Origin of the sequence: Aquipluma nitroreducens, assembly GCF_009689585.1 — a bacterium.
GTDB classification, from domain to species: domain Bacteria; phylum Bacteroidota; class Bacteroidia; order Bacteroidales; family Prolixibacteraceae; genus Aquipluma; species Aquipluma nitroreducens.
Genome location: NZ_AP018694.1, coordinates 1,708,653 through 1,733,736 on the forward strand (window position 1 = coordinate 1,708,653; position 25,084 = coordinate 1,733,736).

Sequence of the window (25,084 nt, forward strand, 5' to 3'; positions counted from 1 at the left end):
CAAATGAAACAGTTAACAATCAAATACAGACTAAATAATCTGCTTTTTAAATGGATTAGAATACCATTACTGGTACTTTCAATTTGTGTCGCCAACTCGTGTAACAATTACCCTGATCCTTCAACTGAAACACTTGTCAATTATAATGTTAGCTACATGAATCCCAATCAGATTTCGATTGGCGGCGAATACCTGAACGATAGTATTTATGTCCAGATTTATAATTACAAATCCCCTCAGGATATTAGTAATTTTACTGTCGAATTTAAAGTTCAAAAAGGCGGCGGATCAGTTGACCAACAACAGGTTAAAACCCGAAAAGACGGAAAGGCTGCAACTCGTTGGAAACTTGGAACCGATTCGTTTACACAAATTGCGACTGCTCAAGTTACTGATCCTGATGGCAACTTGCTTCCTGAAGCAACTATAACAGCGCATGGGATACTCTACAATGCGTGGAATGAAATCGATTACTCTCCGCTTAACCAACTCTCTGGCATGGCTTCGGATACCTTAACCCACCAAAGCTGGATGATTTCGGTAGGTAGAATTTACAAACTAGAAACCAACTTTCTGGATTGGCAAAGCTTATCCACCCAACCGATAAATAGTCCAAGAGAGATTGAGATTGATAAAAACGGGATCATATACGTTGGGACCTGGAATGGCGAATTGTATAAAAGTACGAATCACGGGCAAACATGGATAAAATGCACAAACCCAATACCCGACCGCCCCTATTACTTCGATCTTTGGATAACCAACGATGACAATCTTTGGGCAACTGTTTACGGAAATGGATTGTGGCATTCGAAAGACGGAGGATTGACATGGTCGAATCCGGCAAATGGGGCCGACAAAAGCACTTCAATTAGTGGAATGTACAGGTTGAAAAATAATTGGATTGTGTCGTTGATTGCACCAACAGGGCAAGGAATGTCGGTCATGAAATCGGAAAATGATGGGAAAACTTGGACCACACTTATTACTCCGAATTATCCTTACAGCCTTTTTGTTACAAAAAATGATGAAATAATAGTTTTAACACAAACTGACGGGGGTATTTACAAATCAACCGACTTGGGAAAAACTTACAATCGGGTGTATTCGGCCTCAGTAGCATTTAATACGGGCTCTCCTCAAAGCTATGTTAATAAGTTCGGACCTGATTTTTATATTATTATCCCTGGATATGGCGTGCTAACAACAAAAGACTTTGACCACTTTGAAACACTGCTGACAGAAGCGTATGTTAACGGACTTTACCTCGACCATACTGGTTCGGTATACGCCAAAGGAACATTGAATAAACTATACAGCACATTCATTTACAATAGAAAATAACTTGTGACCAATCATCCAACCAATATCGTCTGGGAAAAAAGAAACGATTTAACTCCAGGAAGCCTTTTGAAAAGAAGATTTCCCGGAGTTTTTGTTTCTAAAAGTTATCCTTGAAACAGCAGTGTCAAAAACAAATACCGGCATATCATGCCTATAAAACTGAAGAACAGCGCTTCTTTCACCCGATATTTCAACATTCCGGCAGCCAGTGAAATGATGGGCGAAGAAAGTGGCAGAAGATTAGATAGAAAAAGTGCCCAATTCCCGTATTTCCGGATCTCATCTTCGGCTTTTTCATAGCGCTTCTGTCCAATCAAGTTATCGATTATTTTTGCGCTGAAGAAATAGCCGATGAGGTAGTCAATCGTTTGAGATGCCATTGCTGTAGCAACTGCCACCATATTAAGGATCAGTGGATCGTAACCGGTTCGAAGGTAAAAGATGAAGGCCAGCTCCATGGGCATAAGCAGAAAAAAGAACAAATACCCAAAGAAATTCACAATCGCAAAGGAGTATATACTCCTTTCACCCGATTCATAAATATCCCGACCAATGGTTAGCGAAGCAATAACGGCCATCAGCACGATCAAAAATGCAAGTATGATTAATCGCCGATAATCGATATGGGTAACCTTCATATTCATCGCTGAGTTAAATTTGTTGCTTCATTCAAATTTAAGTAATCATTTTGAGAATGTCAGAAAATAAACCCAAATTGCATCAATGACTTTTTACCTGAATCGCTAAAACAAACTACATGAAATTCATCGGATTAGCCCTTGTTGTTCTGTTCCTGACAGCCTGTCAACCCAAGAAAAAAAGTGAGTATGCAAAAATTTCCGGATTTGCCCAGGGAACTACCTACCACATCACCTACGAAAATTCGACCAATAAAGATTACAGCGAAGCCATTGATTCTCTTCTGAAAGCATTTGACAAATCATGCTCTATATACGACTCAACCTCCATCATTTCGAGGATTAATGACAATGACCCGAATGTTGAGGCTGATGACTGGTTTGTGGATGTTTTTAATAAATCGGCTGAGGTGGATGCCGCTTCAGGAGGCGCTTTTGATATCACTGTTGGGCCAGTAGTAAAAGCGTGGGGATTTGGATCCGGACCAATTGCAAAACACGACACAGCTTATATCGACAGCCTGCTTCAATACGTTGGTATGGAAAAGGTAAAACTTGAAGGTCGCAAAGTGATTAAAAAATATCCGGGGGTAAAATTAGATGTAAATGCGCTTGCGCAAGGATATTCGGTAGATGTGGTATGCGATTTCTTCAAATCAAAGGGCATCAAAAATTACCTGGTTGAAATTGGTGGCGAAGTTCGGGGAAAAGGAACCAATGCTAAAGACAATTTCTGGCATGTTGGAATTGACAAACCTTCGGACGGAAACATGAGTCCTGGAAATGAGCTTCAGGCTATTATTGAGATTAACGACAAAGCGTTGGCAACTTCAGGAAACTACCGGGCTTTTTACATTGAAAATGGGGTAAAATATGCTCATACGATTGATCCTAAAACTGGCTTCCCTGCCCGGAATACGCTTTTGAGCACAACTGTTGTTTGCAACGACTGCATAACTGCCGATGCTTATGCAACAACATTTATGGTTCTAGGAATTGATAAAAGCAAAGAGCTTCTAAAAAAAATGGACGGAATTGAGGTGTATTTTGTTTACAGTGATCAACAGGGAAATTATCAGGTTTTCTTTTCTGACGGTATGAAAAAAATGATTGTAGAAGAGAAATAAACTGCAAATTACAAGCTATTCTTCATTAAATCGGGGCGATTGGTGGTAATGCCGGTCACCCCGATTTTTACGAGGCGCCTGGCTTCTTCCGGATCGTCAACAGTCCACGAAAGAACCTCAAGCCCAAGCGCTTTGGCCTGTTCAACCGTTTTTTCGTCAACAATTTTATAATTCAGGTTTATTCCGTCTAATCCTATTTTCGCAGCATCTTCCAGTTTTCCCTGAACATCAGCGGCCGAACCGCTTAGCCAATAACAGGCATTCTCAGGAAACATTTGCTTAGTGGCTGCAATAATTTCCCATCCGAAAGCGATAAAAATCAGCTGCTCTTTTTTGCCCGACCGATCGACTACTTGTTGCAGGGCAGGCAGAACCTCCACACCACATTTAATTTCGACAACCATCTTTTTCCCATCCGGAACCGTTGCAATTATCTCTTCCAGGAACGGTATTTTTTCACCTTTAAACTGTTCACCCTTCCATAAACCGGCATCCAATGTTCTGAGCACATCAGCGCTTGTTTCGGCCACTTTATAGTCCTGACCAGTGGTGCGTTTCGTATTGTTGTCGTGAATAACCACAACCCGATTATCTTTCGAAAGATAAATATCCAGTTCAACGGCATCGGCATTTTGTTGCCAGGCCAACTGGGCGGAAGCCACAGTGTTTTCGGGAGCCACAAAGGAAAAGCCCCGGTGGGCAATAATAGAAGGTTGCGCCTGGGCAATTAAATTGCCTAGAAAAAGCAGTACAATCACAACATATAGCTTCATGGATAAACTTTTAATTTGGGATCGAAGATACAAAACGCACCCATTTTCTGACAACATTCGGAATAATGTTTGATTAAAATCCGATCAGCGAATGGTTTCTATTCGTGCAAAAAACGCTTGATGTCTTTCAATTCGCCACCAAGAACCAGCGTATCATTTTCCTTAAATTCGATTTCAATTTTGTCGTCATTTTCGGCAGCATTGGCCGACGAATAAATTAGCCGATGATTTCTTTTTAAGGCAATAATCTTCAAATGAGTTTCTTTTCGGAAGGAGATCACTGATCTTTTTTCTCCAATCAAAAAATCAGGTATCAGCAAATCAACAATTTTAAACGAATCAGTAATCGAAAATAGGTTTTGAATCCCTTTCAGAGGCAGCATCTGAGCAATTATTCTTGCTGATTCATACTCTGGATTAATGGTTTCAACTACCCCAATGGCATTCAATACAGTAAGGTGAATGGAGGAGTTTTCGCGGCAGATAACTCTGGAAGCTCCAAATTTTTTAAGTAACGCTGCAATCTGAACTGATATCCCAAAATCGTTTCCGATACAAACAACAAATGCGTCAGCTTCTTTCAGAGGCAATAGCCTCAACGCATGAGGATCGGTTGCATCAAGACAAATCGTATTGGCAACAACGTCCTTAAAAAATTCAACCCTGTTCAAATCATTGTCAACTCCGAGAACATCGTGACCCAACGAAGTTAAAATTTTTGCCAGTGAGGCGCCAAAATTTCCTAATCCGATTGCAACTATATTCATTTTAAAATAAAAATTAAGTGATTATCAAGTTTTCTTTAGGATAACGATACAATGAAGAACCGCCGAATCCCTTTGCCAGCGATAGAAGCAATGTAATACTGCCCATTCGTCCAACATACATTAATACAATAAGTATATATTTTGAAGGGGCTGAAAGATTTGGAGTAAGATCAAGCGATAGCCCAACAGTTCCGAAAGCTGAGAAACATTCAAAAATAATTCGAAACATTCCAAATTGTCCATCAATGGTAAAGATAGCAAAAGCGCCAAAAAGTATAATAAAGATTGAAAGTGTAATAATTGCAAATGCTTTATTGACTGAATACTCATGAATCTCGTAACGATGAACTTCGATGTGATTCTTTCCCCTGATAATTCGATACGCATTTAAAATGGCAAGGGCAAAAGTACTTGTTTTAATACCACCCCCGGTTGAAACCGGTGAGGCTCCAACCCACATCAAAAAAGTCATGATCAGGATTGTTGGCATTGACAATGCGGCCATACTAAAGCTATTGAACCCTGCAGTTCTAGGTGTAACACTTTGAAAATAGGAACTTGCCAACCGTGCTTTAAAATCCATACCCTGCTGAGTGTGATCCCATTCGAAGTACATAAATGCCACAGTTGCCGATACAATCAGGACAAAAGTTGAAAAGATGACTATTTTCGAATTTAGAGTAATCATATTTACCCGATGAACATACGATTTCCGTGTCCTGAAATATTCAGCCAGCCATACGATCTGGCTTTTACAATACTGGTATAAATTTAACAGAACAGGAAAGCCAATACCACCCAGTACAATCAAGTTTGCAATCCAAAAATGAACGTTGTAATTAGTCCGGATTCTCACATCGTACAAATTGTCGGTAAGTGTTGAAAAACCGGCATTACAGAATGCTGAAACCGCATGGAAAATAGAAAATTTCAGATTATCGCTAACCGATCCAAGTGCGTTTTCCTCTAAAGAAAAGTAAACAAATGTTGCACCAATAGCTTCGATTAAAAGCGTGATGAGAACAACCTTCATCAACGATTTTAAAATCACATCAAAACTATCTTCACTGAGGTAATCGCGGAGCATGGTCTGTTCCCGTAAAGAGGATTTTTCCTTGAAAAATATTCCGAAGAAACTAGTGATGGTCATTACACCAATTCCACCAATCTGGATAAGCGCCAGAATAATAAATTTCCCCAGAAACGTATATCGTGTAGCTGTATCAACAACAGTAAGCCCGGTAACACATACTGCGCTGGTTGATGTAAACAGGGCATCCGTAAAATCAATAGGGCTCGTTGTTGACATAGGCATCATTAGCAACATCGCTCCCGCAGAAATGATAAAGGCAAAACTCACCATAAACAACTGTGCCGGATTGAGTATCTTAATCAGCAAGTTGATTTCCATTCTCGACAATTCGAGGAAAAACAAGAAAAATGCAAACATTTGAATCCCCGATGTCCGATAAAGATAGTATTCAAAAATATCGCCATAGCTGACTATAAACACAGGCAAAAAGAACAACACCAAAATAATTCCGATCACGAACTGAGTAATGAATACTTTTCGATTTCCGTTATCGCCCCTGAAAAAAATGGAACGAATCATATACAACACCCCAATAAGGATATAACAAGCCTGGAAATAACGATTGTGAATTTGAAACATCGAATCTTTATCAGGATTGGGAAAGCCAATATCGCGAATGGCCAAAATAAACAGGCCAAATGTTAAGCCAAACAAAATCCAGTTGATAATACTTTTTAAGCTAAGTAAATCCTTCCTGAAATCGATGCGTTGGAGATAGTTCTTTTTTCTAGCCATAGTTAAGTTGAAAGCGAATCAAAAATAGTCAGATTTACTCAATTCGATTCACTATCTCCAAATTATATTGAAAAGCCTCTCAAATGAATAAGTTAGCCAAAGCGGTTTTTATTGAGTTCAAGAAATTGCTAATATCAGAAAATCATTAACAAATGAGCGAATTGGGTTTTTAAAGCCCCCAGCTTGTTAAAGTACCGATATTGTACTATTTTTGCCTCCAATACAAAATTTAATCGAAAACATCTGTCTAAAAAACAGATCATTATATTCTGCTAATGTTTACACACATCTCCCGATTTATACTTAAACACCGAACTTTTTTAATTGTAATTCTTTCGCTTCTGACGGTATTTATGGCCTATGAAGGAAAGAACGTTAAGCTATCTTACGAAAATTCGTCGTTGCTACCTGAAAAAGACAGCACAAGAATAGAGTATCTGAAGTTTAAAAATTTGTTTGGCGAAGATGGGAATGTAATCGTAATTGGGACTATAAATCCTGAACTGTTTAAACTGGACCAATTTAATGCCTGGACCGAATTAGGTGATAACATTCGTAAAGTTGACGGCGTTCTGGAAGTTTTGAATATTTCAAGGGCAATAAATCTGGTTAAAAACGAAGAAACGCATCAATTTAGTATTGTTCCCGTTGTTAATCAAAAGCCTACCACTCAAGCAGAGGTCGACAGCTTGAAGAATACGATCCATAAGCTGAAGTTTTACGAGGGGTTACTCTACAATTCGAAGACCAATGCCACATTGATGACTGTTACGCTCGACAAGAAAAAGATAAACGACATCAGCCGTATTGCAATAATAAAAAGCATTTCAGAAGCAGTAAACGCTTACAAAACAAAAAATAACGTAGAAATTCATTGCTCCGGAATGCCATACATCCGGACGGTTACGATGCAGAAAGTGAAGCATGAATTGTTCCTTTTTGTCATTATAAGCATTTTTGTTGCTACTTTCATCATGTTCCTGTTCTTTAAATCGATACGGGTTATCCTGAGTTCCCTTTTAATTGTTGGAGTCAGTATTGTTTGGGTAATGGGAACACTTGTGCTCTTTGGATATAAAATTACAATCCTTACTGGTGTAATTCCTTCGCTTATTGTGATTATTGTTATTGAAAATTGTATCTATATTCTGAATAAATACCATTGGGAATATCGGAGTCATGGCAATAAAATGAGGGCATTGTCGCAGGTTATTCACAGAATTGGGTTCGCATCGCTTATGACCAATGCAGCTACTGCTCTTGGTTTTGCCGCATTTATTCTGGTTCCAAACCAAATGTTGCGCGAATTTGGAATAATCACTTCCATCAACATCATGGTTCTGTATGTGCTTACCATTACACTGTTGCCCATTATCTTCAGCTTGGTCGACCCACCAACCCCAAAACACCTCAAACACCTCGACAACAACTTCTTTGGTGCCGTACTCGACAAAATCATTTATTTGATTAGTCACCGCCGTAATTTGATATACAGCATTGCCGGAGGATTGATTGTGGTAGGATTTATTGGCCTGAGTATGATGAAAACTTCAGGAAAAATCGTTGATGATTTCAGATCGGATGACCCCACTTTACTCGACCTTAAATTCTTTGAAAGTAATTTTGGCGGAGTAATGCCATTCGAAATCTCTGTCGATACCAAAAAGCGAAACGGCATTTTAGTTTACTCAACCATTCAGAAAATTGACAAACTTCAGAATGCAATTAACGAGCATCCCGAGTTTTCGAAACCACTTTCGTTGATTGAAGTATTCAAATTTGCGCGTCAGGCCTATTACAATGGAGATTCGAGCAAATATACTTTACCAAGCTCAATGGAGAAAAATTTCATATTCGGCTATATTCCTCAAAATGTATCGGGAAATGGCAACAATCTGTTGAAATCGTTTATTGACAGCACCAAGCAAATTACCCGAATAAGTTACCAAATGGCCGACGTTGGAACCAATCACATGGATTCGCTTATGGCCAACATTTTACCTCAAGTCGATTCCATTTTCGATCGTTCGAAATTTGACGTTACAGTGACCGGGAACAGTGTTGTATATGCCAAAGGAACCAATTTCCTTATTCGCAACCTGTTCGAAAGTGTGATTATTGCCATTATCCTGATTTCAATCCTGATGGCTTTCTTGTTCGTTTCGTTTCGGATGATTCTTGTTTCGATGGTTCCGAACATCATCCCGTTGGTGATTACTGCAGCCATCATGGGCTTTGCAGGTATTCCAATCAAACCATCTACCATCATTGTTTTCAGTATTGCACTGGGTATTTCGGTCGATAACGCCATTCAGTATCTTTCGCGATACCGTCACGAACTGAAAGCAAATAATGGCGCCATAAAATTGTCGGCATTGAATGCCTTGCGCGAAGCCGGATTCAGCATGATTTATACCAGTATCGTTTTAGTCCTGGGGTTCAGTGTATTTATGGTATCTGAATTTGGAGGAACACAGGCTCTTGGAGTCTTAATATCTACTACTTTACTTATCGCCATGTTCTTTAATATTATGGTTTTGCCTTCGCTTTTGCTTACGCTCGACAAACGTCTGGTTAGCAAAGCATTTACCGAACCAATCATCGAAATCTACGAAGAGAACGAAGCCGAAGACAATGAACTGGCTGCCGAATTTACTCAGGACGATGAAACAAAATAAAGACATCTAACTTAATATGAAAGCAAAATTACAACACGTTTTCATTCTATTTAGCCTCTTTGGATTCATTTGTACAACTCAAGCTCAGACCGTCATTCTGAAGCAATCTCATGAAAATGGAATTTACAAGAGTGGCGACAAAATTAGGGTATCTGCTTATTCAACAAATCAGGAACCCGGAGACACTCTTTGGGTTAAAGTATTGCAAAACAATACGGAACTCATTCTGCAAAAAGCAATTGTTCCGGCAAATGATTCTCTTGTCATTTTCGAAAGCTCCTTTAAAAAGCCTTGTTCCGTTATCGTTGAAGCGAAAATGAAAGGGAACAAGCAATTGATAGGGATGATCGTTGACCCACAAAAAATAAAACCAGGAACCAAATCTCCGAAAGACCTCAAAAAATATTGGGCTACCGAAAAACAAGCTCTTAAAGCACTTCCATTGGATGTAAAATTTGGGAAGAATGAAAGTTCGGAGTTCCCATTTGTTTGTTTTGATACTGAAATTAATTGCACCGGACCAAAACCAGCCAGAGGTTATTTTGCCCGACCAACAAAAGCAGCACCCAAATCACTTCCTATTGTATTGTTGGTACACGCCGCAGGAGTAAAAGGATCATGGTGCAAATCAGACCCCAAAGAGGCTCTTCGGTATGCCAAAATGGGGAAAGGTGCCATGTGTTTTGATTTGAATGCGCACGGAATGCTTGATGGACAGCCAGACGAATATTACAATAATCTGGAAGCTGGTGAACTGAAAAATTATTACATCAGTGGATTGGAAAGCAGAGATGATTTTTATTTCCGGGGAATGTATTTGCGTTTAATCCGTACACTCGATTTTCTGACTAAACTTCCTGAATGGGATGGAAAACGCATTCTTGTAATTGGGGAAAGCCAAGGTGGTGGTCAGGCATTGGCCGCCGCAGGTCTCGATTCGAGAGTAAGTGCGGTGGTTGCAACAGTTCCGGCTATGTGCGATTGGGGTGGAACACTTGTCGGACGAAAAGGAGGTTGGCCTCAACCTTTCGAACAACCTGGCGATATGAAGAAAATGAAGAGTGTACTTCCCTATTTTGATACAGCGCATCTTTTAAAAGATTCGAAAGCAACACTAGTTGTCGAAATCGGTTTAGTCGACAATACTTGCCCGTCTACATCTGTTTATGCAGCCATTAATCAGGCCAAGGGGCAAAAGATTATATATCCGGTTACCTACCGCGAGCATACCTGGCCTACCGCAGACCAACGCAAAAATAATTGGGATTCTATGGTTTTCAATCCTAAAAATATTTTTGTCGAGAACTATCTGAAATAGTTGAAATAGCAGAAATCGAAATGCTTAAAAAGCAGTTTATTGAGCATTTTATCTGAAGATACGAATTTGCATGTGAGCTTTTTCCATTTTGATTTGTTCAATGAACATGAATATTGCAATTCATTGTGCCGATATCTAAAAATGCAGAAAACTTAACATTCACTAAAAAATCGAAACAGGTTACTCGTTTGTTCAATATTTTCGACAATTTTGATTTTTAGTTCGAATAAAATCAGAACATGCCAGCCACATGGATTTTATTCTGGACTTTTACAGAAACAGAAAACAAAACATGTATAGAAAATTCAACTTAGTTGAGCCCCATTTTATCCGGAGGTTCCAGCTACTTATCTTAATGCTATTTACTTTCATACCGGTCTTTTCGCAGCCAACTACTGTACACGGGAAAGTGACCGATCAGGAAACTGGCGAACCCATTCCATTTGTCACAATACTTTTTAAGAAGACACCTATTGGAACTACAACCGATTCTCTGGGGGTTTTTCAGCTCATCAGCAAAAACAAAGTTGATTCCATTCAATTTACTACGGTCGGATATCTTGGCAAATCATTTGGCATTAAGCCATTTACAACTAATGAATTAGATGTAAAACTAAAACCCGACCTGATCAAAATTTCCGAAGTAATCGCATTGCCTAATGATGCACCTGTCAGGCGAATATTGAAAGAGATGATTGCACGAAAGAAACAAAATAACCCGGCGAAGTATCCGCGGTATTCGTATCGGAAATACACCAAATGGGAATATCATCTCAATAATGTTGGAAACAAGATGATGCAGTCGCGTGCGTTTAAAAACAATCAAAACGTATTTAAAACGGCAGAAGATAGCACTAAGTTTTTACCCATTTACTTTTCTGAGCAATTGGTCTATAACGAGATTCAACGGAATCCATCCAAACAGAAATCAACAGTGTTGGCCGATAAAACTTCAGGAGTTGGCGTCCTGGATGACTACGAAATCTCCGGTTTCACCAGCGCATTGGATATGGAAGTTAATTTCTACGATAACTACATCGACCTGTTCTCGCAGAATTTTGTCAGCCCGCTGGCCGATAACGGTTGGTTTTATTATAAGTATTTTCTGGCCGACAGCACCATGCACAATGGCGTAAAAAACTATCGTATTGAATTCATTCCCCGGCGTGTTGGCGACAAAGTTTTCAAAGGATTTATGACCACTGAGAATAAAGATTTTTCGCTGTTGGAAGTGGATGGAACACTGGCATCAACCAGTTACCTCAATTTCCTGAAAAGCATGCAATTAAAGAGTACGTATCAGTTTGTGTCCGATTCGGTTCCATTTTTCAGGCGAAACCAGATTGACGCAATTTTCAACTATGTTCCGCTAAAAAACAATCCATCGAAAAAACCGATCAGCCTCTTCTTTACCCAGTCGGCGGTTATCGACAGCGTTTCAGTCAATCAGGAGAAGGACGTAATTCTTGCAAAGGGTAATGGTAAATTTGAAACGATAAAACTTCCTGATTCAAAAGATCGCGATCAAAATTATTGGGAAACACACCGACTGGAAGAACTCAATCCGCGTGAGAAATTAGTTAGTGCCACCATCGATTCAGTCAGCCAGATTAAAGCCGTTAAGTTCGTTGATAATCTTACCAGAATGTCGATGACCGGATATTATGATTTAGGAAGATTCGAATTTGGCCCTTATGCCAGCACCATAAACACCAACAAAGTTGAAGGTTTGCACCTGTTTGCCGGTGCCCGTACAAGCAGTGAAATTAGTACACATTATATGATTTGGGGCGGACTTGGCTATGGTTTCCGGAATAAAAAATTCAACGGAATTGCAGGCTATGGCTATAAATTCCCGACCATAAACCGCCAGATAATTAAATTTTCATACGATGATAAGATTGTACGTTCAGGCGAAAATGAGAAGATCTTGTTCCTATACGAAAATGCCCTGTCGCCAACCGAAAACAACCTGATTTCGCAAGTTTTCAAGCGCGACGAACTCGACGAACTTTTCCGCGAACAAAAACTTTCTACATCTTACGAATACGAATGGCATCCGGGACTTTCGAATAAAATTAGCGCCAACTACATCCGTCATTTTTCTCCTGAATTTTATCCTTTCATGCGTGCCGGAATGCCTGTCGATTACGTTTCTGCTGTAGATTTCAGTGTTGACACACGCTTTTCGTGGCAGGAAAAAGTAATCGATGATAAATTCCTGAGAGTTTATATGAATACCGACTATCCGATTATTCATATAGCAATAGGCGGCGGTAAGGTTTTTTACTCCGGAAAAGAAAATTACTATGGTAAGGTTTTTACCACCATAGAGCAATATTGGAAAATTGGACAAACTGGCTTTAATTACGCCATTGAGGGCGGAATGTATTTTGGGAAATTGCCTTACACCATGCTCGACATTCCACGCGGGAACGAAACTCAAGGCTTATTTTCATACGATTTCAATTTGTTGAACTATATGGAATATGTGCACGACAAGTACCTGCATGCTTACCTCGAATATCACCTCAACGGATTTGTTTTTAACCGGGTGCCATTATTGAGACGAATTGGTTTGCGCGAAGTCTTATCAGCCAAAACAATGATCGGTTCGTTGAGCGATAAAAATCAACAAATTGTAGAATTCCCGAGCAGCATTTCCAAAATGAGCAATCCGTATCTCGAATTGGGAGCCGGAGTCGAAAATATCTTCCGCTTATTTCGGGTCGAAGCGATTTGGCGGGTGAACAACAAATCGTTGCTGGGAGCACCCACCTTCGGACTCCGTGCCAAATTCGAAATCAAATTGTAAAAAAACACAAGGTTAAATACGGCTGAATTTCACGAGATAATTACTTTTGCTTTGTACACGGTTTGCTGTAATGCAAACCCAAAATCCATTCACCATGCGCAATTTGGCCTTAGCAATCGCCTTAATTTTTACGTCATTCCTGAGTTTTGCACAAACGTTAACTGTTGCTGAAAGCTCTGGCTTTGAATCCACCTCAAAAGAGAAAGACATCAACGATTTTATCAAGTCGATCACAAAACATTCGTCGATTGTCCGGGTTGAAACAATTGCTGTTTCTACTGAAGGAAGGCCAATTCCGCTGATGGTTATTGCCGATCCGATGCCAAAATCCACTCAGAATCTGGCTAACGACAAACGAATGGTTCTTTACATTCAGGCCAATATACATGCTGGTGAAGTGGAAGGAAAGGAAGCCTCATTGATGTTTGCACGCGATTTGCTTTCAGGAACGAAAAAGGAAGTACTGAAAAATTTGATTATTTTGATTTGCCCGAATTTTAACCCCGATGGAAACGAAGCCATCAGCGTGAATAACCGTACCCATCAGAACGGCCCTAAAAACGGAGTTGGAGTTCGCTACAATGGTCAGATGCTTGACATAAACCGCGATGGCATCAAGTTGGAGACACCCGAAATGAATGGGTTGCTCAAAAATGTATTCCTGAAATGGGATCCGCAGGTTACTGTTGATTGCCATACCACCAACGGATCGTACCACGAAGAACCGGTAACCTTTTCGTGGATGATGAATGTGGCTGGCGACCGCTCGTTGACCAAATACATGGAAAAACAGATGATGCCTGATGTGGCTGCGATTCTGCGCGACCAGTACAAAGTTGAAAACTGTTTTTACGGCGAATTTCTTGACATGAAAAATCCGGAGAAAGGCTGGGAAGAATATGCTTCGGAACCCCGCTACATGACCAATTACATTGGCGTTCGTAACCGATTGGCTATCCTTAACGAGAATTATGTGTATGCCGACTACAAATCGCGGGTACTTGGCTGCTATGCTTTGTTGCAGTCAATTACCGATTATTGCGCTTCGCACACCAACGAAATCAAGCAACTCATCAACGAATCGGACAAAAAGACCGTTGCCCGTGGCTTAAATCCATCACCAGTCGATTCGTTCCCAATTGAATACATAGGAAAACCTATTCAGGAGAAAGTAACGATAAAAACTTATGAAGTAGATGAAGTTACCAATGCCAATGGCGAGAAAAGTTATAAAAAAACAGATCGAAAAAAGACAGTAACTGTTCCCTATATTGCAACTTACGAAGCAACCAAAAGCGTAAAATTTCCGTTTGCTTATCTGGTTACAATTTCTGATCCTTTAGTGATTAATCTGATGCAAAGGCATGGCATACAAGTCAATAAACTGAATAAATCGCAGAATTTAGATGTGCTTTCATTCAAAATTACTGATCTTCAAGCTGATAAACACCTGAATCAGGGACATTTTACTCAAACTATAACTGGGAATTGGGAACCTCAGCACAAGGAATTCAAGGCGGGTACATTTGTAATTCGAACAGCTCAGCCGCTCGCCAACCTTGCGGCCTACATGCTCGAACCACAAACTAACGATGGACTGCTAACCTGGAATTTTATGGATCGTTACCTGTTACCTCAATGGGGAAAGGGGTTCAACGCTTATCCGGTTTATAAAATTATTGATGCAACAGAAATTAATGATACTGTTATACCTTTACAGTAAAATTATTCTGCACCACTGATCATTCTGAAAATGGAACTCATTGTACTTGGATTTCTAATTGTACTGAACGGATTTTTTGCTTTATCTGAAACAGCATTGATTTCGAGCAAAAAAGCACGATTGGAGCAATATAAAATTAAAGGTGGTTCTGGGGCTAAAATAGCATTGAAGTTACTTGAAAATTCTGAAGTTTTTCTCTCTGCGATTCAGGTTGGCATCACTTTAATTGGCATTATTACTGGTGTTTATGGCGGGATGAGCATTGCTGACGACGTCGCTCCGTTCTTCCTTCAATACGATTTTACACGGGAATATGCACACGAAATAGCACTTTCTCTTACCGTTATAGGAATCACATACATCTCCATTGTAATTGGCGAACTGGTACCCAAAACCATAGCAATGAACAGGCCTGAAAAAATTGCAATCAGAGTTGCAGTACCTGTATATTACTTCAGCAAAATATTTTATCCTTTTGTCAGGCTTCTGGCAATCTCAACCAATCTGATAAACCAACTGATTGGTATTAAACCTTCAGAAGGACAGGTTACTGAAGAAGAACTACGGCATATGATGAGATTTGCTTCAAACGAAGGCGTGATTGAGAAAGAGCAAAACCGCATGCACGAAAAAGTATTCTACTTTTCAGATAAAAAGGCCAGACACATCATGACTCACCGCAAAGATGTGGAATGGATAGACAGTGAGCAATCGGGAGAAAGTTTTCATGCTAAAATACTGGGTCTTAAACACAGTAAAATTATTGTTTGCCGAAACACTATTGATGAATTCACTGGCATTCTGAATGTTAAAGAATATCTGATTAATTTTTATTCACCCTCACCGCGTAAATTAGAAGCTTTATTACACAATCCACTTGTCATTCCTGAAAATGCAGATGCACAAAAAGTGTTAGAGATTTTTAGGCAGAAACAAAATTATACTGCGGTTATTGTTGACGAATACGGAAGTTTTGAAGGAATTATTACACTGCACGACATCATTGAAAATATCATTGGAAATGTACCCGAAGAGGGCGAAACACCGGAACCAGAAGTATTTGTTCGTTCCGACAAATCGATTTTAGTGAGCGGAGACGCTCCCATTGAAACGCTGGTCGACCTGATTGAAGATTTCGACCTCGACTTTGAAAAAATTGATTACTCCACTGTTGCCGGGTATGTGTTCAACCAGATCAATAAAATTCCGGAGTTGGGCGACAAGGTTATTTTATCAGACTGCACCATCGAAGTGGTGGACATTGACAACAATAAGATTGACAAAGTATTAATTACGAAAAGAAAATAATTAACAAATGGGAAAATGTCATTAGACATTAGGAAAAAGTTTAAAAGTGACTTTTCCAATGACCGATGACCTTTTCCCATTGTCAATCAGCAAGATAGCGTTACTCGTCCAAATACATTTGGACAACCAAGTGTCTTACAACGAAAGAGCCTCACTGAAACGAATCAGCGAGGCTCTTTCTATTTCATTCAGGATAACTCCTGAAGTGTCTATTTTACTTCTGAAGATTCAAAGACTTCTGTTCTTCGACCTGAGCATCAATTACGGCAACGGTAACCATATTCAGAATATCGCGAACCGAACTTTCAACATTCAGGATGTGGATTGGCTTGTTCAAACCCATCTGGATTGGTCCAATGGTATCGCACATACCGATTTCGAGCATCAGTTTATAGGCAATACTTGATGAACTAAGGTTCGGGAAAATTAGAGTATTCACATTCATTCCATCAACTTTCGAGAATGGGAATTTATCGTGGCGCAGCTCTTTATCAAGAGCAAAATTCACCTGCATTTCTCCGTCAATCAGCATTTCAGGATTATTCTTATGCAAATAATCAACCGCTTCGTGAATCATTGCCGGGCTTCCAACATTCCGTTCGCCAAAGTTTGAATACGAAAGCATTGCCATTACCGGTTCGGTATTGAACAGAAGAACAGCATCGTGAGTTAGTTTAGCAATATCAATCAGGGTTTCTTTTGAAGGATGGTTGTTTACCATAGTATCGGCAAAGAAGAATGTTCCCAGTTTTGAAGTTACAATATTCAACCCGGCAATGTGCTTCAACCCTTCACGCATACCAACAATTTCGATGGCCGGAACAATGGCATCTTGGTATTTGGTATAAACTCCGGTAATGAAAGCATCGGCATCGCCAGATTCAACCATCATCATACCAAAATAGTTGCGGTCGAACATTTTTTCGTATGCCTCATCAAAAGTCATTCCCTCGCGCTGACGTTTTGCCGTCAACATTTTAGCATATTTCTTGCGTCTGGAATTCTCCCTGTCGTGACGGAGGTTTACAATTTCAACACCTTCCAGTTCGATCTGATTTTTAGTAATCAGTTTCTCAATACGCTCCTCGTTACCAAGAAGAATTGGGATACAGATACCTTCGGCTCTGGCAACCGAAGCTGCTTTCAACATATTGATGTGGTTCGCTTCAGCAAAGACAACTCTTTTTGGATTTTCTTTTGCTTTTTCAGTTAATCCACGGAGAAGTTTATTGTCGAGACCCATGCGTTGACGTAATTCCTCAGCATATTTGTCCCAATCGGTAATTGGTTTACGGGCAATGCCACTTTCCATTGCTGCTTTTGCCACAGCTGGTGCCACTGTAATTAACAGACGTGGATCAAGTGGTTTCGGAATAATGTACTGGCGTCCAAAACTTAAGTGAGTTGTATTATAGGCTGAAGTCACTACTTCAGGAACTGGTTTTTTAGCTAGTTCAGCAATAGCAAGCACAGCTGCAACCTTCATTGCTTCATTAATTCCAGTTGAGCGTACATCTAACGCACCACGGAAAATATAGGGGAATCCAAGCACGTTATTGACCTGATTGGGATAATCGCTGCGGCCAGTAGCAAAAATAATATCAGGACGCGAAGCCATTGCATCGGCGTATGAGATTTCCGGATTTGGATTGGCGCAGGCAAATACTATTGGATTTTCGTTCATGCTTCGAACCATTTCTATGGTAAGACAACCTTCAACTGAAAGTCCAAGGAAAACATCGGAACCAGCAACTGCTTCGGCAAGCGTATTGCAAGGAAGTGAGGTTGCAAATGGGAGTTTGCGGCTGTTCAGGTCGGTACGACGAGTTGAAATAACACCTTTACTATCGACCATTATTATATTTTCGAGTTTGGCTCCGAGGGCCATATAGAGCGTGGTACACGATGAAGCTGCAGCTCCGGCACCATTGACCACAATTTTAATATCTTCTATTTTCTTGCCAATCAGTTCGAGTGCATTGATCAACGCCGATGCCGAAATAATAGCAGTTCCATGTTGGTCATCATGCATGAGCGGAATGTCTAAAGCTTCTTTCAGCTTTTCTTCGATTTCAAAACATTCAGGAGCTTTAATGTCCTCAAGGTTAATACCACCAAAAGTTGGCGAGATGGCTTTTACCACTTCGATAAATTTAGCCGGATCTTTTTCATTCACTTCAATATCGAAAACGTCGATATCGGCAAATATCTTAAACAGCAAACCCTTTCCTTCCATTACTGGTTTCCCGGCCAAAGCGCCAATGTCGCCCAAACCCAGAACTGCAGTTCCGTTCGAAATTACAGCAACCAAATTTCCTTTGGCTGTGTAATCGTATGCGCACTGAAGATCTTTTTGAATCTCCAGACAAGGTATAGCCACGCCAGGCGAATAAGCAAGCGCTAAGTCGCGTTGGGTACTGTAAGGTTTGGTAGGAACAACCTGAATTTTACCAGGTCTCCCTTCCTTGTGATAATTTAAAGCTTCTTGATTTTTAGAGTTATCCATCCCGTTAAAATTTGTTAGTTAATACTTTTTTGCTCAATCTGTCCTACTACTACCCATCCTTAGTATCCTGCGGGATTATAAAAGAACATTAGACTAATCTCTCCAAAAGTATTGTGAAAATCCGTCACTTTATCATTTAGGAGATGTAAAAGTCAGAAAAAATTAACATTCATCATGTTCTATTATTAAAAAAAAGCTTATTACAAAAAACCATCCTGAATATTAGCTTATTGCATAAAATAAAAAATTCCACCCAATCTAATCAGATCAAGTGGAATTTGTAAATCATTGACGAATCAATTTTTCAAGGTTCCTTTTTAATAACCCCAACCTTTTATGATTTCCAAATCTTCCTTCACGCAGGCGATTGGAGCTTTACCCTGATAGGCTTCCTGTTCTATGATATAAACCTGAGTTCCGCCAGTCTTTCTGCAAATATCCAAGACTTCCTTCACAGGGATAATGCCCTTACCCAAAATAGCACTTTCCCATTTCTCAGCATTAGTCGATGCAATTTCATCCTTCACATGGATTAATTCAAATTTCCCGGGATATTTACTGATTACATCAAGTGCTTTTGCTCCACCAATATACATGTTTCCAATATCGAGTTGCATGACCACTTTATTTACATCCAGCGTTTTCATCATGATATCGAAAAGTTTCATGCCATTTAATTCTTCGGTGAATTCAGCCCAATGGTTGTGGTATCCGAATTTCATACCCGATTTTTTACACAGATCACCACATTGGGCGAAAACATCGAGATAAACCATCAGATCGTCGTAGGTTTTACGCATGCTTTCATCCATCCACGGACTAATTACATACTTTTGCCCCATGTAGGCTGCATCTTCAACGGTGTATTTCCAGGCATCGGTAAAATCTTTTTTCGCTGCATCCCAATGGTTTTTGCCCATCACAGTGTGACCACTAGGCATTTTTAGTCCAAGATCGTCCAGCACTTTTTTGAATTCTTTCGCAGAAAATCCATAGAATTTACGGTCGATGTAATTGGCGTGTTCAACATGCGTGTATCCCATTTTGGCCAACTGAGTTAGTGTTCCCATCGGATCTTTTTTCATATCGTCGCGAACAGAATAGAGCTGCAAACCAACAATTTCATCGGATTTGAATGAAGCAAATGCAGCTTTCGACAACAAAGCAGTCCCGGCAAGCAAAACTGCGCTTTTTTGAATAAATGAACGGCGTGATGTTTTCATTGTTTGTGTTTTTAAATGTTTGTATGCGTATTTAACTTTCTAATATTGATGAAATCCTTGTGACACAAATTCCAGAACAGTTGGCAAAGCTTCGCGCCAATACGTCCAGTTGTGAGCTCCATCGCGAATTCGAAATTCATGTGGAATTTCTTTCTTCCGCATGGCAATGTGAATCAAACTATTTCCCTCATACAAAAAATCATCGTCGCCACAATCGATGTACCAACGAACCGATTTTTTCTGATCATCTGGCATATTTTTAATGAGTTCAAGTGCGCTGTGCCTGGTAAAGTATTTAGCCTGTTCATCTTTTGATATACCCGGATACTGTTTTTCCCAACGGGTAGCCGCTTCTTCCAGCGAAATTGGGCCGGCATAAGCACTTAACGTACAAGCTGCTGAAAACAATTCAGGATGGTGCAAAGCATACATAAATGTACCGCCACCTCCCATTGAAAGGCCAGCAATAGCACGATACCTTTTATGGGTACGAATTCGGTATGTCTTTTCAACATACGGCATCAATTCCTGAAAGAAAAAATCCTCGTAGTTCCAGTCACCTTTCGGACTATTAAAATAACCGCGCTGACCAGTATCACCATCAGGCATAACGATAATCATCGCAGTGCATTTCCCTTCCTGAATAGCTTTATCGGCAATTGACTTGACTTCGCCAAATTGAACCCAACCGGTCTGATCGTCACCAGCGCCGTGCAACAAGTACAAAACAGGATAACTGCGATCTGAAGTTTCGTAATCAGCCGGAAGATAGATCGCATATTTCCGGTCCATTTTCAGAATTTTACTGGTCATCAATAAATTGTCAGACACTTTACCACCTGATTGCGAAAAAGCCGACACGAACAAAAACATTGCAACAAATACACCAATAAGTCTTTTCATACGGTTTAGTTTTTAGGTCTTATGTATATCACATATTCTATTTCCTATTGTAATTCTTTAATCCGGATATTGCGATACTCCACCTGTCCCCGATCAGCTTCGAGTCCGAGTGAGCCAGTGGCCGGAAGTTTTAGCGCGTCTTCAAGTAGCTCGCCGTTGCAGGTACAAAGGGCAACATTACCCTTTACAACAATTTCAATCCGATTCCATTCCTGCGCTTTGTAATTCTTGAGATCCTTGTACGGTCCTGCAACAAGGTAATCCCGACATTGCAACTGTATTCCGCGAATGAAAATTCCGCTATCGGCATTCTTTGATGCCCGAAACTCAATTGTAAGGATAAAATCATTGGGGTACTCCTCTTCCGTCCACAGAGTGATGTAGGATGGGTCATTTAATTCCACGTAGTTATTGGGATTAACAGTAAGCGAACCATCTATCACTTTAAAGCGACCATCATTTGATTGATTCCTACCCTTGAATGAATCAAAGACAAATTCCCCTTGTTCCTTGTTCCGATAACCCCAACCGGTTAGGTCTTTCCCATTAAACAGGCTATCAAAATCAGTGGGTTGATCCAGCAAATTTTCTTTTGTCAGCGGTTTTGGCTCTGTTGGTTTTGCTCCTGAAACCGGGTTAGCTGTTGCGGTTGATATTCCTACAAATGTGATCAGGAAAAAAAGGAACATCGTTCGCCATATTGGTTTGATTACATTATCGAGAAAAATTATTGAACTAGATTTTCCAAACATCATTTTAGGCTTAATTATTTACAATATCAAATCTTTAAGATCACTTAGTTTCGTGAATCAGCATTCAATTTATTCTATGGTCGCTTCCAATTGGCTATTTATCAAGATATTTTATGTCAACTCTTCTGAATTCAAGAGGTTGACCTTCAGACTGCAATGCGATGAAGCCATCTTCCAAAAGAGTACCTTCAGGTAACGGATATTTTTTGGGTAATAAATATCCTCCAATCTGTGGTTTCGAGCATACGAGTACCGTGTCGCCATTTACTATGTTGGTTATGGTTTTGCCTCCTTGTACTACAATGTCAAGGTTAACCCATTCTCCATCAGGGAAATATTTCGAATTGGAACTAATGCAATGTTCATTTGTTGGCTGGTCCTTAAAATAAACGGTTGTTCCTGGTGTACAAAAGTTCGCGGTAGTCTGTTTAACCGAATCCGTACTTCCAAGTAATTGTACTTCAATTGAAACCGGCCAGTTCTGGTCAATATCCATGCTTTCGGGCGACTGGGAATGAACCATAACTCCACTGTTTCGGTAACAATACGAGGGAGCATCAGGCAACATTTCTCCAACAAACCGATATTCGACATGAAGAATGTATGACGACAACTTCTCTTTGTAAAACAAATGTCCAAAGCGGCCATTAAATTTGTCGAATTTACTGTAATCGATTTTAAGAATTCCGTTTTCGACCCTAAATCCGTTAAGTGGATTTTCTCCTGATTGGTATCCGGTTACTTTTAGAGTCCAACCATCCAGGTTTTTTCCATTGAATAGAGGTATCCATTCACCATTCTGAGAAATCGCAGATTGTTTATGATCGGCTATAGGTGATTGACCTTCAGCGTTCCGGACAAAGCTGAAAAACACAGCAATAAGTAGTAATACTAAAATGTTTCGGTTCATCGTATTGGCAAGTTAGTTTGGTTCTAAAAGTAATCACAATCTAAATTTAAAACAATATTACAGGCATTTCAATTAGCGCCCAATCTTAAGTTGTTGGTTGGGCATATTCAAACACTCAAAACGATCCACCTAAAAATAAACTAAAAATGCCACCTGTTTGGATAAACAAGTGGCATTCTATATCAGAACAATCAATTAGCACAATTAATCATCATCTTCTTCACTTAATAACACTTCCTCAATTACCCGTGGGTAATGCTGATATTCTAACTCATGAATGCGAGCAGCAAGTGTTTCCGGAGTATCCTTTGGCAATATTGGACAAGTTGCCTGAAAAATAATCTTTCCCTTATCGTAATCCTGATTGACCTGATGGATTGTGATTCCGGATTCTTTGTCTTTTGAAGCAAGTACGGCTTTGTGCACATTTACCCCGAACATACCTTTTCCACCGTATTTGGGCAATAAAGCCGGATGAATATTGATAACAGTAAATAATTCGGTGAGATTACGTGGAACCAGCCAAAGGAAACCGGCCAGAACAATCATGTCAATCCTATGGTCGTAGAGTCTGTCTAAAATCTCGTTACTTCTGTAAAATTCGTCACTCTCGAATGTGAACGTTTCAATTCCGAGTTTTTCTGCCCGGATTAGTGCATACGCATTTTCATTATTCGACCAAAGTGAATCAACAACAATCTCCTTACTGGTTGAGAAATACTCAATTATCTTTTGGGCATTCGTCCCGGAGCCCGAGGCAAAAATGGCAATTCGTTTCATTTAATCTTTCGTTTATTGTTTTATGTCTAATGGAATTTTAGAATAATAGGTTCAAATGTAGATCAACTATCTAAATCATTCAAGCTTTATTCAACCATTTAATTCATTTTTAGTTTGAAATATCGGGTGTAAATTTATTACTTTGCATCGAATTTTTTGAAACAATTTTAATATTAACCAAAAATTAGAGTTATGTCTGACGTTGCAGCAAAAGTAAAAGCAATTATTGTTGACAAATTAGGTGTTGATGAAAGTGAAGTTACCCTCGAAGCATCATTCACCAATGACCTTGGTGCTGATTCACTTGACACCGTAGAATTGATCATGGAATTTGAAAAAGAATTCGATTTGGCTATTCCAGATGATCAGGCTGAAAAAATCTCAACTGTAGGTGAAGCGATTTCGCACATCGAAGCAAATTTGAAGTAATAATAACAAAACGAAATTTATGGAATTTAAACGGGTAGTTGTTACCGGCCTTGGAACTGTAAACCCGCTTGGTAATTCTATTGAGGAATTCTGGGACGGCTTAAAAAATGGGAAAAGTGGCGCAGGCCCTATTACTCATTTTGATGCCACCACTCACAAAACAACTTTTGCCTGCGAGCTGAAGAATTTCGATCCTTCGGTCTATGTGGAGAAAAAAGAAATCAGGAAACACGATCCTTTCACTTTGTATGCTTATGCAGCTGCTGCACAGGCAATGGAAGATTCTGGTCTTGATCTCGAAAAAATCGACAAAGACAGGGCTGGAGTTGTTTGGGGTGCCGGAATTGGAGGCTTACAAACCTTCTTTGAAGAAACGTTGAATTATAAAAACGAGATGCCTCGATATTCGCCGTTCTTCATTCCTAAAATGATTGCCAACATTGCAAGTGGTTTACTCTCTATCCGATACGGATTTAGAGGCCCAAATTTCACAACGGTAACAGCATGTGCTTCTTCCTCAACAGCCCTTATCGAAGCGATGAATTATATTCGTATGGGTAAGGTGGATGTATTTATCTCCGGAGGTTCAGAGGCAGCAATAAATCCTGCAGGCTTAGCTGGATTTAATTCCATGCGGGCTCTTTCGACCCGAAATGATGATCCAACGACAGCTTCACGTCCTTTTGACTTGGATCGCGATGGATTTGTGATGGGAGAAGGTGCTGGAGCTCTCATTTTAGAAGAGTATGAGCACGCGGTAAAACGTGGTGCAAAAATTTATGCCGAGTTGGTAGGTGGTGGTATGTCAGCTGATGCTTACCATATGACTGCCCCCGATCCTGAATCAGGTGGTGCAACTTTATGCATGAAATGGGCTTTGGAAGATGCAGGTATGAATCCGGAAGACATTGATTATATTAATGTACACGGAACTTCAACTCCACTTGGAGACATCGCTGAACCTCAGGCTATTCAGAAATTATTTGGAGAACATGCTTACAAAATGAGCATTAGTTCAACCAAATCGATGACTGGTCACTTACTGGGAGCAACTGGTGCTGTTGAAGCAATTGCATGTATCCTCGCTATCCAAGAGGGTATAATTCCACCCACAATTAATCACTTTAAGGATGACCCTGAAATCGACTCAAAACTTGATTTCACATTCAATGTAGCTAAAGAACGCAAAATCAGAACTGCATTAAGCAATACGTTTGGTTTTGGCGGACACAATGCTACTGTTATTTTCAAGAAAATTTAAC

At 39.9% G+C, this 25,084-nt stretch carries 19 protein-coding genes; 9 read left to right on the forward strand and 10 right to left on the reverse strand.

Annotation, left to right across the window (positions count from 1 at the left end; genetic code table 11):
* The first annotated feature begins 3 nt into the window (after window positions 1–3).
* Window positions 4–1,344 carry a sialidase family protein gene (locus tag AQPE_RS07115; RefSeq protein WP_318350365.1) on the forward strand — a complete coding sequence of 447 codons (1,341 nt, stop codon included), beginning with the start codon at window positions 4–6 and terminating at the stop codon, window positions 1,342–1,344.
* 104 nt (window positions 1,345–1,448) lie between these two features.
* Here the strand turns inward: AQPE_RS07115 and AQPE_RS07120 are convergent, their stop codons facing one another.
* Window positions 1,449–1,988 carry a DedA family protein gene (locus tag AQPE_RS07120; RefSeq protein WP_318350366.1) on the reverse strand — a complete coding sequence of 180 codons (540 nt, stop codon included), beginning with the start codon at window positions 1,986–1,988 and terminating at the stop codon, window positions 1,449–1,451.
* A 113-nt stretch (window positions 1,989–2,101) separates the two neighbouring features.
* Here AQPE_RS07120 and AQPE_RS07125 point away from each other — a divergent pair, with 113 nt between their 5' ends.
* Complete coding sequence (locus AQPE_RS07125) at window positions 2,102–3,109, forward strand: FAD:protein FMN transferase (protein WP_318350367.1); 1,008 nt, start codon at window positions 2,102–2,104, stop codon at window positions 3,107–3,109.
* 8 nt (window positions 3,110–3,117) lie between these two features.
* Here AQPE_RS07125 and AQPE_RS07130 read toward each other — a convergent pair whose 3' ends face one another.
* The 3 genes from AQPE_RS07130 to AQPE_RS07140 form a co-directional block, all read right to left on the reverse strand.
* The gene (locus AQPE_RS07130; protein WP_318350368.1) at window positions 3,118–3,882 is read right to left on the reverse strand and encodes a glycerophosphodiester phosphodiesterase; all 765 of its coding nucleotides are present in this window, start codon (window positions 3,880–3,882) and stop codon (window positions 3,118–3,120) included.
* Between the two features lie 98 nt (window positions 3,883–3,980).
* On the reverse strand, window positions 3,981–4,649 hold the full coding sequence (locus AQPE_RS07135) for a potassium channel family protein (RefSeq protein ID WP_318350369.1): 669 nt from the start codon (window positions 4,647–4,649) through the stop codon (window positions 3,981–3,983).
* A gap of 13 nt (window positions 4,650–4,662) precedes the next feature.
* The gene (locus AQPE_RS07140; RefSeq protein ID WP_318350370.1) at window positions 4,663–6,477 is read right to left on the reverse strand and encodes a TrkH family potassium uptake protein; all 1,815 of its coding nucleotides are present in this window, start codon (window positions 6,475–6,477) and stop codon (window positions 4,663–4,665) included.
* A 275-nt stretch (window positions 6,478–6,752) separates the two neighbouring features.
* On the opposite strand from AQPE_RS07140, the gene AQPE_RS07145 reads away from it, so the two are divergent.
* The 5 genes from AQPE_RS07145 (at window position 6,753) to AQPE_RS07165 (ending at window position 16,319) form a co-directional block, all read left to right on the forward strand.
* A complete protein-coding gene (locus AQPE_RS07145; RefSeq protein WP_318350371.1) occupies window positions 6,753–9,155 on the forward strand; it encodes an efflux RND transporter permease subunit in 2,403 nt (800 codons plus the stop codon).
* A gap of 16 nt (window positions 9,156–9,171) precedes the next feature.
* Window positions 9,172–10,473: an acetylxylan esterase gene (locus AQPE_RS07150; protein WP_318350372.1), complete on the forward strand. Its 1,302-nt coding sequence runs from the start codon at window positions 9,172–9,174 to the stop codon at window positions 10,471–10,473.
* A gap of 292 nt (window positions 10,474–10,765) precedes the next feature.
* On the forward strand, window positions 10,766–13,288 hold the full coding sequence (locus AQPE_RS07155; protein ID WP_318350373.1) for a DUF5686 family protein: 2,523 nt from the start codon (window positions 10,766–10,768) through the stop codon (window positions 13,286–13,288).
* A 94-nt stretch (window positions 13,289–13,382) separates the two neighbouring features.
* A complete protein-coding gene (locus AQPE_RS07160; protein WP_318350374.1) occupies window positions 13,383–15,011 on the forward strand; it encodes a M14 family metallopeptidase in 1,629 nt (542 codons plus the stop codon).
* Window positions 15,012–15,041: 30 nt separating this feature from the next.
* A complete protein-coding gene (locus AQPE_RS07165; protein WP_318350375.1) occupies window positions 15,042–16,319 on the forward strand; it encodes a hemolysin family protein in 1,278 nt (425 codons plus the stop codon).
* Between the two features lie 214 nt (window positions 16,320–16,533).
* Here AQPE_RS07165 and AQPE_RS23960 read toward each other — a convergent pair whose 3' ends face one another.
* The 6 genes from AQPE_RS23960 to purN form a co-directional block, all read right to left on the reverse strand.
* Window positions 16,534–18,825 carry an NADP-dependent malic enzyme gene (locus AQPE_RS23960; RefSeq protein ID WP_318350376.1) on the reverse strand — a complete coding sequence of 764 codons (2,292 nt, stop codon included), beginning with the start codon at window positions 18,823–18,825 and terminating at the stop codon, window positions 16,534–16,536.
* A gap of 317 nt (window positions 18,826–19,142) precedes the next feature.
* Window positions 19,143–20,048, reverse strand: a complete 906-nt coding sequence (locus tag AQPE_RS07175) for a sugar phosphate isomerase/epimerase family protein (protein ID WP_318350377.1) — start codon at window positions 20,046–20,048, stop codon at window positions 19,143–19,145.
* 39 nt (window positions 20,049–20,087) lie between these two features.
* Window positions 20,088–20,951, reverse strand: a complete 864-nt coding sequence (locus tag AQPE_RS07180; protein ID WP_318350378.1) for an alpha/beta hydrolase — start codon at window positions 20,949–20,951, stop codon at window positions 20,088–20,090.
* Between the two features lie 44 nt (window positions 20,952–20,995).
* Window positions 20,996–21,640 (reverse strand): 3-keto-disaccharide hydrolase, encoded by a 645-nt coding sequence (locus AQPE_RS07185; RefSeq protein ID WP_318350379.1) that lies wholly within the window; start codon window positions 21,638–21,640, stop codon window positions 20,996–20,998.
* 157 nt (window positions 21,641–21,797) lie between these two features.
* Entirely contained in the window at window positions 21,798–22,613 is an 816-nt protein-coding gene (locus AQPE_RS07190) for a 3-keto-disaccharide hydrolase (RefSeq protein ID WP_318350380.1), read from the reverse strand.
* A gap of 204 nt (window positions 22,614–22,817) precedes the next feature.
* The gene (gene purN / locus AQPE_RS07195; RefSeq protein WP_318350381.1) at window positions 22,818–23,393 is read right to left on the reverse strand and encodes a phosphoribosylglycinamide formyltransferase; all 576 of its coding nucleotides are present in this window, start codon (window positions 23,391–23,393) and stop codon (window positions 22,818–22,820) included.
* A 192-nt stretch (window positions 23,394–23,585) separates the two neighbouring features.
* Here purN and AQPE_RS07200 point away from each other — a divergent pair, with 192 nt between their 5' ends.
* Together AQPE_RS07200 and fabF are read left to right on the forward strand one after the other, a co-directional pair.
* Entirely contained in the window at window positions 23,586–23,822 is a 237-nt protein-coding gene (locus AQPE_RS07200) for an acyl carrier protein (RefSeq protein ID WP_318350382.1), read from the forward strand.
* A gap of 19 nt (window positions 23,823–23,841) precedes the next feature.
* A complete protein-coding gene (gene fabF, locus AQPE_RS07205; RefSeq protein ID WP_318350383.1) occupies window positions 23,842–25,083 on the forward strand; it encodes a beta-ketoacyl-ACP synthase II in 1,242 nt (413 codons plus the stop codon).
* Window position 25,084 lies beyond the last annotated feature (1 nt).